Below are 13,695 nucleotides of genomic sequence, written 5' to 3'. Positions count from 1 at the left end.
GCCGATATCATAAAGACAAAATCTGCACGCATCGAGTGCTCGACCCCTCATCTTGGCGCTATGTCTCGTTGGCGGACGCGACGGATGCCCACCCGAAGAAGCTTAAATTCGAAGGACGCCCAATGATTTTCACCAGACGCTCGCTGCTGGCCACTCTGTCGTGTCTGGCGATCTCGCCCGTGCGAGCGCAGGAGCAGCTGTCCCTGTTTGAAGCCTATGAGCGCGAGACCGGTGGGCGAATCGGCCTCTATGCCGAGGATGTCGCCACAGGTGCCAAGGTCACTTGGCGAAGCGGCGAGCGCTTCGTCATGTGCAGCACGTTCAAGGCCTCGCTTGCCGCGTGCGTGCTGGCCCGCATCGATCGCGGCGAAGACCAGCTTGAGAACGTGGTGCGATACCGTGCCGCCGATCTTCTCCACCATGCACCGGCGGCAAGGCAGAACCTGGCGAGCGGAGCGATGTCGGTCGCCGATATGTGCAAGGCTGTGGTCGAGCTCAGCGACAACACCTGCGCCAATCTGCTGCTGGCGCGGATTGGCGGTCCCGCCGCGCTCACTGCTTTTTGGCGCGATACGGGCGATACCGTCTCGCGCCTCGATCACTATGAACTCGAGCTCAATCGCTCTCCGCCCGGCGATCCGCATGACACGACCACGCCTGCAGCCATGGCCGGCAATCTGCGCCATTTCGTGCTTGGCGAGGTGCTATCTCCGGCGTCGCGCGAACGCCTCACGGGCTGGATGCTGAACTGCAAGACCGGAAACAACCGCCTTCGCGGTGGTTTGCCGAAGGACTGGAAGATCGGCGACAAGACGGGCAACAACGGCAAGGATGCTGCCGGCGACATCGCGGTGGTTTGGCCTAGGAAAGGTGGACCGGTGCTAATCTCGGCGTATACGCAGGGCGGCTCGCCGACCGCTCAGCAGCTCGAAGCCGTTTTCGTGGCGATCGGCCAAATGAGCGGCCGGCGCTTTGGCTAGCCAAACGGGTATGCGGCCTCAGGCCGGGACCCGGCCGCCGAAAAACGGCATCAACGCCCGGCTCAGCGTGTGCGGGCGGTTGGACGTGAACAGCATTTCGGCGCCGGCCTCGTCTCCGCTGTCGCCGGGCGGTCCGAGCAAATCGGCAACCCGTCGCGCGATGGCGGGCGCCGGGTCGATCCAGGCGACCGGCCATGGTGCGAGCTTCACCAGACGATCCAGCAGCAAGGGATAATGCGTGCAGGCGAGCACCACGGTGTCGGTGCGGGTAGCGCCGTCGACAAAGCAGGGCGCCAGTTCAGCGGCGATATCGGTGTCGCTGACTTCCTCACCGCTCAGTGCCGCTTCCGCCAGCGAAGCGAGCTCGCCCGAGCCGACCAGCGTCACCTCGCAGCCCTGCCCGAAATCGTGGATCAGCTTTTTCGTATATTCGCGCTTGACGGTGCCCTTGGTGCCCAGCACGGACACGCGCTTGGTCTTCGAGCTGGCGCAGGCCGGCTTGATCGCTGGAACGGTTCCGACGAACGGCAGGTCGTAGGCGTCCCGCAGGTGTGACATGACGAGCGTCGAAGCGGTATTGCAGGCGATCACGACCAGATCGGGTGTGTGCCGCCGGATCAATTCGCCGACCAGCGGCACCACGCGCGCGATGATGTCTTCCTCGCCATGGTGGCCGTAGGGGAAGAAGGCGTCGTCGGCGACATAGACGTAACGTGCGTCGGGCCGGGCGCGCACGATCTCGCGCAACACCGTCAGCCCGCCAAGGCCGGAATCGAATACCAGGATGGTTGGGGGTGCCGCCACGGTTCAACCTTGTCCCATTTCAGCGTTACGATTCAGTTGATTTGAGGGCACTGCCGGCCCTTGCGGATCGGTCGCGGTGCAGGGTGGAGTTTTTGGAACGATTCAAATCGCCTTGATCTGACCGGAGGGTTATCAGGACGCGCTGCAGCGCGGCAAGGGCCCGGCGGCAACGAACTCGAAGCCGATGGGGCCGGGCGCATGATCCGAAACACGACATCGAGCTGGGGCAGCGTTGCGCGCGGATTCCACTGGGCGCTGGCGGCGGCGATTATCGGCATGATCGCTTTCGGCTGGTGGATGAACCATATCCCCGCTCGGCCGGACCGCTTCTTCTATCGCTCGATCCATGCCGATATCGGCTATGTCGTGCTGCTCCTGACCCTGCTCCGGCTCGTCTGGCGCGGCGTCAATCCGACGCCGGCCTTGCCGGAGGATACCTCGCGCTGGCACCGGATCGCCGCCCGGGTCAGCCATTTGGCGCTCTATGCCGTCACCATCCTGGTGGCGGTGCTGGGCTGGGCGCACTCGGGCGCGCGGACGCCCAACTATTCGGACTGGTTCGGGCTGTTTCACGTGCCCCAGATCACCTCGCCTGATCGCGCCGCGGCGCAGGCCTATGAGAACAGGCACATCTATCTCGCCTATGTGCTGCTGGCGCTGATCGGAATTCACATCGTGGCCGTAGCCTGGCATCACTTCCTGCGCCGCGACCGCGTCGCCGCCCGCATGGTCGACGGCGCGCCGGGTTAAGCCGCAGGGCCGGGGTCAGGTCTCCCCGAATACGCGCTTGAAGATCGTGTCGACGTGCTTGAGGTGATAGCCGAGGTCGAACTGCTCCTCGATCTCGGCGTCACTTAGATATTTCCTCACGTCCGGATCTTTCTTGAGCAACGTCAGGAAGTCGCCTTCGCCGCGCCAGACCGGCATGGCGTTGCGCTGCACGAACTTGTAGGCGTCCTCGCGGCTCGCGCCCTTTTGCGTCAGCGCGATCAGCACCCGCTGCGAATGTACGAGACCGCCGAGGCGGTCGAGGTTCTTCTGCATGTTCTGTGGATAGACCAGGAGCTTCTCGACCAGGCCGGCGAGGCGCACCAGCGCGAAGTCGAGCGTCACGGTGGCGTCCGGGCCCATCATGCGCTCAGCGGAGGAATGCGAGATGTCGCGCTCGTGCCAGAGCACGACGTTCTCGAGTGCGGGCACGGCATAGGCGCGCACCATCCGCGACAGGCCGGAGAGGTTCTCCGACAGCACCGGGTTGCGCTTGTGCGGCATCGCCGACGAACCCTTTTGCCCTTCGGAGAAGAACTCTTCGGCTTCCAGCACCTCGGTGCGCTGCAGGTGACGGATTTCGACTGCGAGGCGCTCGATCGAGGCGGCGATCACGGCCAGCGTCGCGAAATACATCGCATGGCGGTCGCGCGGGATCACCTGGGTCGAGATCGGCTCCGGCTCGAGCCCCATGGCTTTGGCGACATGTTCTTCGACGCGTGGGTCGATCTGCGCAAAGGTGCCGACCGCGCCGGAGATCGCGCAGGTCGCGACTTCCTTGCGGGCGGCGACGAGCCGCGCCCGGGCCCGGGAGAATTCCGCATAGGCATAGGCGAGCTTGAGGCCGAAGGTCACCGGCTCGGCGTGAATGCCGTGAGAGCGGCCGATGGTTGGTGTCATCTTGTGCTCGAAGGCGCGCTTCTTCAGCGCGGCCAGGACCTTGTCGATGTCGGCGAGCAGGAGGTCCGCGGCGCGGGTGAGCTGCACGTTGAGGCAGGTGTCGAGCACGTCGGAGGAGGTCATGCCCTGATGCACGAAGCGTGCCTCGGGGCCGACGATTTCAGCCAGATGGGTCAGGAAGGCGATGACGTCGTGCTTGGTCTCGCGCTCGATCTCGTCGATCCGTGCGACGTCGAAGGTCGCGTGCTTGCCCTTGGCCCAGATCGTCTTCGCCGCCTCCTTGGGAATGACGCCGAGTTCCGCCAGCGCATCAGCCGCATGCGCCTCGATCTCAAACCAGATCTTGAAGCGGGTCTGCGGCTCCCAGATCGCGGCCATCTCCGGGCGAGTGTAGCGGGGGATCATCGAAAACTCCGGGAAAGTGTAGGGCGGGATCGCTAAGCGACTCCCAGCCGGTTTGTTTTTACGCCGTGCTTTAGCAGAGCGGGCTCGGAGAGGCCACCCATACGGGCTTGCTGCAGATAGAAAATGGGGCTGCGTCCCAAGGCGGTGGCGCGACTGCCGGGCGCGGCTACAGGCTAGTCAACCCACACTCGACGGCGAGGCGGACGAGCTGCGCGTCGGTCCGCATGCCGGTCTTGGTCTTGATCAGGTAGTGATAGTTCTGAACCGTCTTCATACTGAGATTGAGGTTTACTGCGATCTGCTCTGTGGTCGAGCCGGCAGCCAATTGCCGCAGGATCTCGATCTCCCGTTCCCCCAATTGGTCAAGGACCGATCCTGACGGGGTCAGGCTTTCCATCGCCAGGACATGGGCGACGTCGTCGCTCATTGCATGTTCGCCACGCGCCACCGAACGGATCGCCGCGATCAGCACGGTCGGTTCATTGCTCTTGGTGACATAGCCGCTTGCCCCGGCGCCGAAGGCGGCTTTCACCAGCGCCGCCTCGCTGTGCATGCTGAAGACGAGAACGCGCGCACCAGCGCTGCGCTGGCGGATGTTCCTGATAGCTTCAAGCCCGCTGGCACCCGGCATCGAGATGTCCATGACCACGACATCAGGGGCGTGGCTCTTGTATGCGCGGTAAGCGTCGGCTGCGTTGTCGGCTTCGGCGACCACCCTGAAGTCGCCTTGGTGCTCCAGAACGCGTCGGTAGCCTTGCCGGACCACGGGATGGTCGTCGACAAGCAGGATCGAAATGCCACTGGTCTGCGACGCCGGCATCAGGCAGCAAGCGGGATGGTGGCGGCAACGCTCAGACCGCGCCTTGCGTGCGCGATCGACAGCGAGCCGCCGAGAGCGGTTACGCGCTCGCGTATTCCGGTCAGGCCGAAGCCGGCGGACTGCGCCACCTTGGCGGCATCGCCGCCGCCGTCGTCCTCGACACGGACCAGCAGCGCATTTTCCAGCCCCGTCCGCCGCTCGATCCGGAGCACGATCTCGCGCGCCGCACTGTGGCGCAACGAGTTGGTCAGGCATTCCTGAGCCACACGATAGGCGGTCGCGGCGACGGCGCCTCGCACGTCGGCGAAATCGCCTTTGAGGTCGAGCTGGATCATCGGCTGCGTCGCGTTCTGCGATCGCCAACTATCAACCAGGTTGATGAGGCTCGCCTCCAGCCCGAGTTCCTCGGCGGGCGGGTGGCGCAGGCGGTTCAGGGTGCCGCGCAGGCATGCCATGATGTGCAGCGTGGCCTTCGAGATCATCCGCGCATCCTGCGCGACGTCGCCTCGGTCCTGCTCCTGCGCGCTGGCCGCTTCGATCGTGTTGGCGAAGGCCAGGATCGCTGTGAGGTTTTGCCCGAATTCGTCGTGCAGTTCGCGCGCCAGCGCCCGTCGCTCGTCGCTGCGGATCTCAAGCAGCCGGCGGGTCAGGACGGCCCGTTCTTCCGTGGCCTGCGCGAGGCGATCTCCGAGCTCGCCGACGGCTTGCCCGATCATGGCAAGTTCCATCGATCGGAAGCGCGGAAGCGACGTTCGATAATGGCCATTCGCCATGCGCTGCAGTGCGGTAACGATCAACTGCGCCGGGGCCAGCGCATGCGCAATCGCGAGCGAGGCAAGCAGGGCGATAGCCACAGCCATCAGCAGCGCGACGTGGACGTTATCGAGGATGTGCTGCCAGGCGAGGGATATCGCGGCGTCGGGATCGGCGACGGCCGTAACTGTGCCCGCAGTGGTCGAGCGCGCACTGATCGGCCGGGCGACCGCGGCGTGGTCGCCAAGGAATGTCTCTACGGCAGCTGCGAACCAATGCGGTGGAGATGCGCCGATCCCTTTGCTCTGGCCGCACAGCGGATTCTCGAACTCGCCCTTCGGCTCAAACTGGACGCAGACTCCAGGCGAAATCAGGCTCATCGTCTGGGTGGTGCGCCATTCCGGTACCGGCAAAAGGTGTTCGCGTGTCCTGTTGCCGCGCAACAGCAATTCGCGCCAGTAGAGCGCTTCCAGCGCTTGCGAGACCCGTTCGGCGGATGCAGCCGTGGCGCGGTCGACACTGTGGTAGGCGTCGATCGTTGCCCAAACGGTTGCGCCTCCCAGACACAAGATGACGATGACGAGCAGACGGGCGACGAGCTGGAGCACGAGGCGCATGCGATCACTCCGCGGCTTCTGGATGAATCTAACAGCACCGCTATTCGGGGCCAATTGCAAGATGGCAGGTGAGGCGAAGCTCGGGAAATTTTCCCAACGAAGCGCGGGCATATGTCTTTGGACGCAACCTGTCGCCTCGGATTAACAAAAGCCGGGGAGCGTTTGCGGGCAGTCTCTCTTGGCCGCCCTCAGGGAGCAAAGCTGCATGAGTGCCACCGTTGGCGCCGAGCCTGTCTTGCCCGGCAAGGACAATTCAGAGCGAAGCGTCCTGTTGTTATGGATGATCTTCACGGGGCTTTCGATCTTCGCCGCCATGCTGCTGTGGCGATACGGGTTGCTCCATCTCATGGTGACCTCGGATCGCACCTATATTTCAAGCCTGATCGCCGTTCTCTACGTCATCACCTGCTTTCATTGCTTCTGGCGGACGCGAGCGATTGCGCGTGAAGGCGAAGCGGCCAGACGCTGCCGGGCGATCCTGTCCACTCCCGGCGCTGCGAGGAAGCTCGACGAGAATGCGCGCGCTCTGCCTGGCGGGCTCGTCAGCGATCACATCCGCAACCTGGTGAAGAAGGCCGCGGCGCAGGCGAGCGGCCGCATCGATCAGACGCTGCTGCTCAGGTCGCTGGCGGACCGGTTGCGCGGCTCCAACGCCTTCGGTGCGTTCGTTTCCGATACGCTGATGAAGCTTGGACTGCTCGGAACCATCATCGGCTTCATCATCATGCTGGCGCCGATCGCAACCCTCGACGCGGCCGACAAGGTCGCGATGCGATCGTCGATGGGCCTGATGAGCGATGGCATGGCGGTGGCCATGTACACGACGCTGGCCGGCCTGATCGGATCGATCCTCGTCAGGATTCAATACTACATGCTCGATGCCGCCACCCAGCGGGTGTTCTCCGATGCCGTCATGTTGACCGAGACGCACGTCACCCCGGCCTTGGAACACCATCATGATGGATGAGTTCGGCCTTTATCCACGGGAAGAACAGTTCGATCCGCTCGGCGTGATGCTGTTCAAGGCGCTGCAGGTCGTCGCCTTCCTGTTTTTCCTCGCGTTGCTTGCGGTTTCACCGGAGTCGAAGGAGGGGAAGATCGACTCCAAGGCCGAATTCATCATCACGATGGACTGGCCCGACAATCATCCCGATGATTTCGATCTGTTCGTGCAGGATCCCGCAGGCAACATCGCCTGGTATCGCCGCCGCGAAGCCGGCTTCCTCACGCTCGACCGCGATGACCGCGGCGGTGCCAACGATTTCATCATCGTCAACGGCAAGAAGATTCCGTCGCCGATCCGAGAAGAGATCGTCACCGTGCGCGGCATTATCCCCGGCGAATACACCGTGAATGTTTCGCATTTCCAGGCGACGACCGGGCAGCCGGTTCCGGTCAGCGTGAAGGTGCAGAAGCTCAATCCGACCGCCCAAGTGATCTTCGACAACAAGTTGACGCTCGATCACACCGGCGACGAGAAAACCGCGCTGCGCTTCTGGGTCGATGCGGAAGGCAAGGTGGTCGACGTGCAGCAGCGGCAGAAATCATTGATGGAGACGTTCCGCAACGTGCGCGCAAACGGCGCGGACCTCGATCCGAAGACAGGCGTCAGGATGTCTCGCCCGTGAACAACCTCCAGTCAGTCATCCTCACGCTCTCGGTCAGCTACGCTCTGATCAGCGCGCTGTTGCTCGTCATCCTGGTCTATGCACGCTTGCCTTGGTCGGCCAAGGCGGTCGCTGTGGTCGTGACCAGTGCGTTCTACATTGCGAGCTTCATGGGCGTCCGCGGCCTCTTGGGCTGGGCCAGCGTCGACAGGCTGCCGGCCTCGTTCAAGCTGCTGCAGGCGCGCATTGTGGAGCCGCACTCGCTGGAGGGCGACCCGGGCTCGATCTATCTCTGGGTCGAGACCCTCGACGAAGACAACCGGCCGAGCGGCATCCCCAGGGCCTACCGCATCCCCTACAGCGACTCGCTGGCGCAGAAGACCGACAAGGCCATCACCGAGATTGCCGCCGGCCGTCCCCAGGGCGGGCGGGCCGCGGATTTCGGGACCGGCGAGGGCGGCCTGATCGCGGCGGCCAGGGAATACATCACCCCGAGCGCCGTGATCGAGACATCGGGGGGCGATCCCTCGACCGGCGGGGCCCTGATGGCGGCCCCAGGACCCGGCGAGGCCGTCTCATTTACCCCGCTGCTGCCACCGCGAATGCCTCCGAAGGAGGAGCAATAGGGCGACCATGCATGGGCTGAGCGAGCGGATGGTCCGTCGCACTGACAACAAAATGACCGCGCTCAGGGCAGCGCTGATTGGCGTCCTATTACTCTGTGGAAGCGTGCCGCATGCGCGAAGCGGCCCCTACGATCCGGGAGCGAGTGATATTGAGATCAGGATCGGCCAGACGATGCCCTACAGCGGTCCAGTTTCCGCCTCCTCTATCATTGGCAAGGTGCAAGACGCTTACTTCCGTATGATCAACGATCGGGGCGGCATCAATGGACGCAAGATCAGGCTGATCTCTTATGACGATGCGGCGATGCCTTCGAAGACAGTTGAGCAGGTACGGAGGTTGGTTGAAGGCGACGAGGTGCTGTTCACGTTTCAGACGTTGGGCAACGCTTCCAATATTGCCGTTCAAAAGTATCTCAACGATCGCAAGGTCCCGCAGCTTTTCGTAGCCGGACGCGCAAAGCGGTTCGAGGATCCGACCAATTTTCCCTGGACGATGGGCTTCGCGCCTAACCTGCGGACAGAGATCAGTGTCTATGCGCGGTTCATCCTTGAGAACTATCCTGCAGCGAAAGTTGGCCTGCTCTATCAGAATGATGAGAGCGGGAAGGATTACTTGAGCGGCCTGAAGGAGGCCTTCGGCGCAAGAGCAAGTGAACTCCTCGTCGGTGAAGCCCCTTACGATGTCTCAGACGCGACGGTGGACTCGCAGATCGTGCGACTGAAAGCTGCTGGCGTCGACTTGTTGGTGAACATGGCGGCTCCCAAGTTCGCTGCGCAAACCATCAGAAGAATGGCCGAATTGGGTTGGACTCCTGTTCACCTGCTGGGAGTCGGCTCCTCGTCGATCGACGCCGTACTGGTTCCTGCCGGAATCAACCATGCCAAGGGGGCAATCTCAGCGAGTTCGTTCAAGGAGACGAGCGATCCCACCTGGCAGAACGACGAGGGCTTGAGTCGATGGACCGCATTCATGGACACCTATTTTCCGGGCGGTGACCGCAAAAGCATTTTTACGACCTACGGCTACAGCGCGGCCGAACTGCTGGTGGAGGTATTGAAGCGGTGCGGTGACGATCTTTCGCGCGAAAACGTCATGCGCCAAGCCACCAGCCTGCGCGACGTGAGGCTCGACCTGCTGCTGCCTGGGCTCTCCATCAACACCAGCGCGAGCGACTATCGGGTGATCAAGGAGTTCCGGATGATGCGCTTCACCGGAGAGCGATGGGAGCCCTTCGGGCCGTTGGTCAGCGAGTAGGTAAGCGGGGCGGGCTTTCCGGCGGCGTCCCTGACGGATCGCTCCGCTGTGGGCGGCGGGCGGGAGGTCGAAGGCGCCAAGAGCCGAGCGCCGGTCCTATCACAAGTTATTGAATGACAGATATTGAAATCTGTCAGTCAGAAATGCTATATCAGCTTCCGGACGCCGGATGGGGCGCCCCGTGGTTTGCGGCCGCGAAATGCCTGATCCGGAAGAGTTGAGTACCGGGTTCGGGTCAAAGAGCCGGCCACGGACTTGCCGGAGACTACGATGATGACGATCGAGATTTTGCATTTGACCGAACAGATCCAGCGCTGGCTCAATCAGCAGGTGGCTCGCCACCTGGCCGCCCAGGCGGAAAAATTGGCCCGCTAGCTGGAATTAGGACTGCCTTAACGACCGGCCAGGCCGTTTTGCAATGCGCCTGACCGCCGGAGTGGAAAAGCCCAAGAGCTGGGGATAGGGTAAAGCCATGAACGAAGCAGTCGTCTTGACCCCTGAACGTATCCTGGAGGTCACCGAGGACGTCCTGCGTCGCTATGGGCTCGCCAAGGCGACAGTGGTGGATGTTGCCCGTGCGCTCGATGTGAGCCACGGCAGTGTCTACCGGCACTTTCCGAGCAAGGCTTCGCTGCGCGAAGCCGTGGCAAAACGCTGGCTCGATCGGGCCAAGGTCCCGCTGCAGGAGATCGCAGCGAGTGCCGGCCCAGCGCAGGCCCGGCTCGATCGGTGGCTGCGCACCCTGTTCGCAACCAAGCAGGCCAGGTTCGCCGACGATCCCGAGATGTTCCGCACCTACCTGACGCTGGCGCGCGAGGCTTGTGTTGTGGTCAAGGGCCACAAGGAATGCTTGACCGATCAGATCGCGCATATCCTGTCCGACGGCGTCGAGGAGGGCGTGTTCGAGGTCGATGATCTCAAGGCGACCGCCCGCGCGATTTTCGAGGCGACGAGAAGCCTTCATCACCCGGCCCATGCCGACGAATGGGCCGATCCGGATCTGCAGGAGCGCACCGACGCCTTGCTGGCGCTGCTGTTCCGCGGGCTCGAAGCCTGTCCTAAGCACTAGCTCGTAATTCGCGATCGATCCCCCCGATCCATTTGCGGGCACCGAGTTGCCCGTGTTTGATATCCATCAAGACAGATGTGATTGGGCCCGCCAGGATTGGCTGGGAGGATGATGTGCGTCTCGCGCTGTTTGCGGATATTCACGGCAATCGGCAGGCATTTGACGCCTGCCTTGAGGCTGCGCGTGCGCAAGGCGCAGAGAAATTCGTCCTGCTCGGCGACTTCGTTGGCTATGGGGCCGACCCCGAATGGATCGTCGATACCGTCATGGCGCTGGTCGAGGACGGCGCGATCGCGGTTCGCGGCAACCATGACACCGCCATCGGTATCGACAACGACGCGATGAACGCCGAAGCCCAGGCGGTGGTCGAGTGGACCCGCGGCAAGCTCAGCGCGGCGCAACGGCGTTTCCTTACCGAACTGCCGCTGATGCAGCAGGAGGACGACCGCCTCTACGTCCATTCCGAAGCGTCCAACCCGACCAGGTGGCGCTACGTGCGCGACGCGTCGGACGCTGCGCGCAGCATGATGGCTGCGGAGGCTCCAATCACCTTTTGCGGTCATATCCACCGTCCAGCGCTCTATTCGATGTCGTCGACGGCGAAGATGACCAGCTTTGTCCCGACCACGGGCGTAGCCGTGCAGCTCTTGGCCGGCCGGCGCTGGCTTGCGGTGCTTGGCTCCGTCGGCCAGCCCCGCGACGGCATTCCCGCAGCCGCCTTCGCCATGTTCGACACCGAGAGGCGGGAGGTCACCTATTGTCGTGCCCCCTATGATATCGACTCGGCAGCCGCCCGGATCCGCGAGAATGGCCTGCCGGGCTGGCTTGCCGATCGCCTGTTGGTCGGCCGATAGCAAATGGCGAAAATTCTCATGCAGCCGGGCACGGTCATCGATGGCTTCACCGTCGGCGAGTGCGTGCACCGCGGCGGCATGGCGACGCTGTGGAGCGTCACCCATCCCGGCATCAACGTGCCGCTCCTGATGAAGGTGCCGCGAGTCTCGGAAGGCGAGGACCCCGCCGCCATCGTCAGCTTCGAGATGGAGCAGATGATCCTGCCGCGATTGTCCGGGCCGCATGTGCCGGCCTGCTTCGGCACCGGCGATTTCGCGCGCCAGGCGTATGTCGTGCTCGAGCGCATCCCGGGCCGGACCCTCTACAAGCGGCTCGACGATCTGCCGATCGCTTACGAGGAGGCGAGGGCGCTCGGCATCAAGATCGCTGCTGCGCTGTCGGCGCTGCATCGGCAGAACGTCATCCATCACGACATCAAGCCGAGCAGCATCATGTTCCGCGAGAGCGGCGAGGCTGTGCTGATCGATTTCGGCCTGTCGCATCACGAACATCTGCCCGATCTGCTGCAGGAGGAATTTCGCGTGCCTTACGGCACCGCGCCCTATATGGCGCCGGAGCGCCTGCTTGGGGTGCGCGACGATCCGCGCAGCGATTTGTTTTCGCTCGGCGTGCTGCTGTATTTCTTCACCACCGGGGTGCGGGCGTTCGGCGAGAGCGAGACGCTGCGCGGCATGCGTCGGCGGCTGTGGCGCGATCCCTATCCACCGCGCAAGCTCAAACCCGACTATCCGCCCTGGCTGCAGGAGATCGTCCTGCGATGCCTGGAGATCGAGCCCGCCTGGCGCTATCCGACCGCCTCGCAACTCGCCTTCGATCTCAGCAATCCCGATCAGGTCAAGCTGACGGCGCGTGCAGAGCGGCGCGAGCGCGATCCGTTCGCGACGGTGATGCGCCGCCGCTTCAACCGCGGGGCATGGCAGCCGCAGCCGAAGTCCGATGTCGCGGTACAATTGGCGTCGAGCCCGATCCTGGTGGTTGCGATCGATACGACGGAAACCTCGGGCCCGCTGAACGATGCCTTGCGCGTCACCACGCAGCGGATACTCGGGACCTTGCCGCAGGCCCGTCTCGCATGCGTCAACGTGCTCAAGCTTGGCCTCGTCACCATCGATCGGACCCTGGATGAGAAGGGCAGCAACAAGCATATCGACCGCCTGGTCGCGTTGCGCCACTGGGCGTCCTCGCTGAAGCTCGACGAGAACCGGCTGTCGGTGCATGTGCTGGAGGCGATCGATCCCGCGGCGGCAATCCTGGAATTCGCGCAAGCCAATCAGGTCGATCACATCGTGATCGGCGCGCGGCGGGATTCCATGCTGCGGACGCTGCTCGGCAGCGTCTCGGCGAAGGTGGCGGCGGAGGCGCCTTGCACGGTGACCGTGGTGCGCCCGCCACGCTCGGGCTAGATCGCTTCGCCGCGCGCCAGCGCCGCTGCGTTGCGGATCGCGGAGATGTTGGCCTTGTATGCCTCCATCGTGCCGCCCTTGAACACGGCCGAGCCGGCGACAAACGCATTGGCGCCGGCCGCTGCCAGTTCCCCTGATACATCGGGCGCGACGCCGCCATCGACCTCGATGTCGATCGGCCGGCCGGCGGTCATCGCCCTGACGTCGCTGACCTTGCCGAGCGAGCCGCGGATGAAGGCCTGGCCGCCAAATCCCGGATTGACCGACATCACCAGCACCAAGTCGATGAGGTCGAGCACATGCTCGATCGCGCTCACGGGTGTTGCCGGATTGATCGAGACGCCAGCCTTCTTGCCCAGCGCGCGGATCGCCTGCAGCGAACGATGCAGATGCGGGCCGGCCTCGGCATGCACCGTGATGTGGTCGCAGCCGGCCTTCGCGAACGCCTCGAGATAGGGATCGCAAGGCGAGATCATCAGATGCGCGTCGAATACCTTCTTGGTGTGCGGGCGCATCGCCTTGATGACATCAGGGCCATAGGAGATGTTCGGCACGAAATGCCCGTCCATGACGTCGAGATGGATCCAGTCGGCGCCGGCCTGGTCGACGGCGCGGACTTCTTCGCCGAGTTTGGAGAAATCCGAGGCCAGGATCGACGGCGCGATCACCAGCGGACGTGGCGTGAAGGGCTGGGACATGGACGCTCTCCCAAGGCATCTCTGTAGCGGCAGGATGGTTCCGCCTAACATGCATGCTGGTGCCGGGCAATGCACAGGAGGGAAATCGCGGGCAGGAAAAAATTGCCGCAGCGGCAGCAATTGCCGGCTGCGGCG

Annotated in this window: 14 protein-coding genes; 9 read left to right on the top strand and 5 right to left on the bottom strand. The window is 63.6% G+C overall.

Annotated elements, in window-relative coordinates; genetic code table 11:
• The first annotated feature begins 122 nt into the window (after positions 1-122).
• Positions 123-980 (top strand): class A beta-lactamase, encoded by an 858-nt coding sequence (bla, locus tag AC5ZGW_RS17125; RefSeq protein ID WP_130226228.1) that lies wholly within the window; start codon positions 123-125, stop codon positions 978-980.
• A gap of 18 nt (positions 981-998) precedes the next feature.
• Here the strand turns inward: bla and murI are convergent, their stop codons facing one another.
• The gene (murI, locus tag AC5ZGW_RS17120; RefSeq protein ID WP_130226229.1) at positions 999-1,784 is read right to left on the bottom strand and encodes a glutamate racemase; all 786 of its coding nucleotides are present in this window, start codon (positions 1,782-1,784) and stop codon (positions 999-1,001) included.
• 198 nt (positions 1,785-1,982) lie between these two features.
• On the opposite strand from murI, the gene AC5ZGW_RS17115 reads away from it, so the two are divergent.
• The gene (locus AC5ZGW_RS17115; protein ID WP_130226230.1) at positions 1,983-2,534 is read left to right on the top strand and encodes a cytochrome b; all 552 of its coding nucleotides are present in this window, start codon (positions 1,983-1,985) and stop codon (positions 2,532-2,534) included.
• Between the two features lie 15 nt (positions 2,535-2,549).
• Here the strand turns inward: AC5ZGW_RS17115 and purB are convergent, their stop codons facing one another.
• The 3 genes from purB to AC5ZGW_RS17100 form a co-directional block, all read right to left on the bottom strand.
• Positions 2,550-3,857: an adenylosuccinate lyase gene (purB, locus tag AC5ZGW_RS17110; RefSeq protein ID WP_130226231.1), complete on the bottom strand. Its 1,308-nt coding sequence runs from the start codon at positions 3,855-3,857 to the stop codon at positions 2,550-2,552.
• Between the two features lie 166 nt (positions 3,858-4,023).
• Positions 4,024-4,677, bottom strand: coding sequence for a response regulator (locus AC5ZGW_RS17105; protein WP_028166401.1), 654 nt, complete (start codon positions 4,675-4,677; stop codon positions 4,024-4,026).
• Complete coding sequence (locus tag AC5ZGW_RS17100) at positions 4,677-6,047, bottom strand: sensor histidine kinase (protein WP_130226232.1); 1,371 nt, start codon at positions 6,045-6,047, stop codon at positions 4,677-4,679. Before AC5ZGW_RS17100 ends, AC5ZGW_RS17105 begins: the two co-directional genes overlap by 1 nt.
• 205 nt (positions 6,048-6,252) lie before the next feature.
• Here AC5ZGW_RS17100 and AC5ZGW_RS17095 point away from each other — a divergent pair, with 205 nt between their 5' ends.
• The 7 genes from AC5ZGW_RS17095 to AC5ZGW_RS17065 all read left to right on the top strand — a co-directional run bounded on the left by AC5ZGW_RS17095 (position 6,253) and on the right by AC5ZGW_RS17065 (position 12,862).
• Complete coding sequence (locus AC5ZGW_RS17095; protein ID WP_130226233.1) at positions 6,253-7,014, top strand: MotA/TolQ/ExbB proton channel family protein; 762 nt, start codon at positions 6,253-6,255, stop codon at positions 7,012-7,014.
• Entirely contained in the window at positions 7,004-7,675 is a 672-nt protein-coding gene (locus tag AC5ZGW_RS17090) for a hypothetical protein (protein WP_130226234.1), read from the top strand. Before AC5ZGW_RS17095 ends, AC5ZGW_RS17090 begins: the two co-directional genes overlap by 11 nt.
• Positions 7,672-8,280 carry a hypothetical protein gene (locus AC5ZGW_RS17085; RefSeq protein WP_130226235.1) on the top strand — a complete coding sequence of 203 codons (609 nt, stop codon included), beginning with the start codon at positions 7,672-7,674 and terminating at the stop codon, positions 8,278-8,280. Before AC5ZGW_RS17090 ends, AC5ZGW_RS17085 begins: the two co-directional genes overlap by 4 nt.
• Positions 8,281-8,332: 52 nt before the next feature.
• Entirely contained in the window at positions 8,333-9,535 is a 1,203-nt protein-coding gene (locus AC5ZGW_RS17080) for an ABC transporter substrate-binding protein (protein ID WP_496113940.1), read from the top strand.
• Positions 9,536-10,007: 472 nt separating this feature from the next.
• Positions 10,008-10,604 carry a TetR/AcrR family transcriptional regulator gene (locus tag AC5ZGW_RS17075; protein WP_028166406.1) on the top strand — a complete coding sequence of 199 codons (597 nt, stop codon included), beginning with the start codon at positions 10,008-10,010 and terminating at the stop codon, positions 10,602-10,604.
• A 113-nt stretch (positions 10,605-10,717) separates the two neighbouring features.
• On the top strand, positions 10,718-11,458 hold the full coding sequence (locus tag AC5ZGW_RS17070) for a metallophosphoesterase family protein (protein WP_130226236.1): 741 nt from the start codon (positions 10,718-10,720) through the stop codon (positions 11,456-11,458).
• Positions 11,459-11,461: 3 nt separating this feature from the next.
• Entirely contained in the window at positions 11,462-12,862 is a 1,401-nt protein-coding gene (locus tag AC5ZGW_RS17065; RefSeq protein WP_130226237.1) for a serine/threonine protein kinase, read from the top strand.
• Here AC5ZGW_RS17065 and rpe read toward each other — a convergent pair.
• On the bottom strand, positions 12,859-13,560 hold the full coding sequence (gene rpe / locus AC5ZGW_RS17060; protein ID WP_130226238.1) for a ribulose-phosphate 3-epimerase: 702 nt from the start codon (positions 13,558-13,560) through the stop codon (positions 12,859-12,861). The genes AC5ZGW_RS17065 and rpe overlap by 4 nt on opposite strands.
• Positions 13,561-13,695: the final 135 nt, after the last annotated feature.

Source organism: Bradyrhizobium sp. Crot121, from assembly GCF_059512385.1.
This window is presented reverse-complemented; position numbering and strand designations above follow the sequence as displayed.

What these genes read in the sequence shown, in the direction of transcription:
- bla (WP_130226228.1), top strand. Translation starts at nt 123, where the DNA reads ATGATTTTCACCAGACGCTCGCTGCTGGCCACTCTGTCGTGTCTGGCG.
- AC5ZGW_RS17115 (WP_130226230.1), top strand. Translation starts at nt 1,983, where the DNA reads ATGATCCGAAACACGACATCGAGCTGGGGCAGCGTTGCGCGCGGATTC.
- purB (WP_130226231.1), bottom strand. Translation starts at nt 3,857, where the DNA reads ATGATCCCCCGCTACACTCGCCCGGAGATGGCCGCGATCTGGGAGCCG.
- AC5ZGW_RS17105 (WP_028166401.1), bottom strand. Translation starts at nt 4,677, where the DNA reads ATGCCGGCGTCGCAGACCAGTGGCATTTCGATCCTGCTTGTCGACGAC.
- AC5ZGW_RS17100 (WP_130226232.1), bottom strand. Translation starts at nt 6,047, where the DNA reads ATGCGCCTCGTGCTCCAGCTCGTCGCCCGTCTGCTCGTCATCGTCATC.
- AC5ZGW_RS17095 (WP_130226233.1), top strand. Translation starts at nt 6,253, where the DNA reads ATGAGTGCCACCGTTGGCGCCGAGCCTGTCTTGCCCGGCAAGGACAAT.
- AC5ZGW_RS17090 (WP_130226234.1), top strand. Translation starts at nt 7,004, where the DNA reads ATGATGGATGAGTTCGGCCTTTATCCACGGGAAGAACAGTTCGATCCG.
- AC5ZGW_RS17080 (WP_496113940.1), top strand. Translation starts at nt 8,333, where the DNA reads ATGACCGCGCTCAGGGCAGCGCTGATTGGCGTCCTATTACTCTGTGGA.
- AC5ZGW_RS17075 (WP_028166406.1), top strand. Translation starts at nt 10,008, where the DNA reads ATGAACGAAGCAGTCGTCTTGACCCCTGAACGTATCCTGGAGGTCACC.
- AC5ZGW_RS17065 (WP_130226237.1), top strand. Translation starts at nt 11,462, where the DNA reads ATGGCGAAAATTCTCATGCAGCCGGGCACGGTCATCGATGGCTTCACC.
- rpe (WP_130226238.1), bottom strand. Translation starts at nt 13,560, where the DNA reads ATGTCCCAGCCCTTCACGCCACGTCCGCTGGTGATCGCGCCGTCGATC.